At 63.7% G+C, this 2,165-nt stretch carries 1 protein-coding gene; it reads right to left on the reverse strand.

What is annotated here, in order from left to right; genetic code table 11:
• Positions 1–109: 109 nt before the first annotated feature.
• Positions 110–1,558: a group II intron reverse transcriptase/maturase gene (gene ltrA, locus AWC17_RS06370; protein ID WP_085164430.1), complete on the reverse strand. Its 1,449-nt coding sequence runs from the start codon at positions 1,556–1,558 to the stop codon at positions 110–112.
• Between the last annotated feature and the right edge of the window lie 607 nt (positions 1,559–2,165).

Below are 2,165 nucleotides of genomic sequence, written 5' to 3' on the forward strand. Positions count from 1 at the left end.
GTGTAGGGGTCGGACCGGGGCGCGGTGTCGGCATTTCTACCGATCCGTTTCCCCGGCCCGCCCTCCGAACCCGCCGAGCGAATTTCTCCGCAACGGGCTCTCCACGGATTCAGGCCACTGGTGCAGTGATGTCCGTCGGCCTCGCTGTCCAAGGGGTGATGATTTTCGTGCCCCGGTAGCGGTATCGGGTGACCTCTACCTTCTGCGGCCGAAACATCGCCGTCTTGCCTTCGCGGATTTGCCAATTGGGCAGGAACCGTCGATGGAAGACGCCCCACGCCAGCCCGTGGTGCCGTTTGCGCATCCAAGTCACCACCCGCCACCATGTGAAGTGGTCGAGGTAGTCGAAGGTGCGTTTGGACACCCCGTGCTGGAAGTAATTGCACCATCCCCGCAGGACGGGGTTGAGTTGGCGCAGCAGATCAGCGAGCGTTCGATGTTTGTGTCGCCGCGTCAGATTCCTGACTTTGTCGGTGATGGACATAAGTGCCTTCTTCGACGGCCAGGTGTAGACGTAGTGCTTGGTCGTGCCCCTTTTGATCTGCCGTTGGATGCGGAAGCCGAGGAACTCGAACCCCTCGTCGACGTGGCAGATCCTGCTCTTCTCGACCGACAGGCGCAGGCCCATCGGCGCGAGCACTGCTGCGATCTCGTCCCAAAGCGCTTCGGCATCAGCGCGAGTGCCGTGGACCATGACACAGAAATCGTCTGCGTAGCGGACGATTTTCATGGTCGGAACTCCGGCGCGTCGATGCTTGGCACGTGTCCATTCCGGGCCGAGCGCCTTCCACTTCGCGGCGAAGTGCTCGTCGAGAACGGACAGGGCGACATTGCTGAGCAGTGGTGAGAGGATTCCGCCTTGCGGAGTGCCGGTGATGGTGTCCCGGTAGCCGAGATCTTTCGAGAGAATCCCGGCTTTGAGGAACGACTTCACCAGGGCCAGAACGCGTTTGTCCCCGACACGTCGCCGCACCCGGCCCATAAGGGCCGAATGCGAGATTTCATCGAAGCACGCCGTGATGTCTCCCTCGAAAACCCAGTGATAGGCCCGTGAGCCGCTGGCGAGGTGATGGATCTCAGCGATGGCGTCCTGGGCTCGCCTGCCCGGCCGGAACCCATATGCGCACGGATGAAAGTCCGCCTCGAAAATGGGCTCCAGCACCAGCTTCAGCGAAGCTTGCACGACCCGGTCGGCGACGGTCGCGATACCCAGGCGGCGGAGCTTGCCGTTCGCCTTCGGGATCATCACCTCCCACACCGAATCCGGCCGGAATATCCGCTCCTTGAGTTCCTCGCGGAGCCGCTGAAGCAGTCCGACCGCCTCTGCCGCACCGACAGACGGCGGTGCGGTCCCATCGGCACCGGCTGAGCGCGCACCCTTGTTCGTCCGCACCCGCTCCCACGCGAGGGTGAGGAATGCGGGGTCATAAACGAGGTTGTACAAATCATCGAAACAGCGGTCGCTTTCATCAACCGCCCAATGGTGCAGTTTGCGTTGCATCCTGCGTACCCGCAGCTCGGCCGTGTCCGGGTCGGGCCACAAAGCACTCGTATTCACAAGTGACCTCCACAGTCTGCGTACTCGCCGCGAACCCGCTGGAGCCCTTTGCCATGCGACCGGCTTTCCCGGCCTCGGACTACTACGGCTCCTCCGCCCCACCACACCGGCATCAGCCGACGACTGCCTACCCCTCCAGCCCGGCTGGCTGCCGGATCTGACCGGGGACCGGCGCGGTGGTTCCCGTGTTCACTGTCAACCGTTTGACGGGTGAGGTGTCCAGCTATGCCCCTGCGACCTCGTCACGGCTACGCCGCAGTCCTTCACCGTGACCTCCCGAACCGGCGACATCAACCGGCCCACGAGTTCCCCGCCCTCAGGGCGGGTGCGCGTCGCTGCCCAGCCCGCATCCGCCAGGTTGGAGCTGGTGGTCTTCTCTTAAGAGGCGTTCAGCCGCTGGTTCCTCGCGTACACCTTCCCGTCTCGCTAGCCGGACCCGACCCGTCTGGCAGTACCAGGCCGTCCCGGCGTTGTCGGGGCTGCTTCCCACCCTCACCAAAGTCTCTTTAGATCAGGCTGCCCCCAGCTTCTACCGGGCCACTGCGATGGCTCGGCGACGGTGGTCTCTCACCTCCGTTCGGTTGAACAGCGCCTCACGGCGCTCGAT

It is taken from the genome of Mycobacterium nebraskense (genome assembly GCF_002102255.1).
Lineage (GTDB): Bacteria > Actinomycetota > Actinomycetes > Mycobacteriales > Mycobacteriaceae > Mycobacterium > Mycobacterium nebraskense.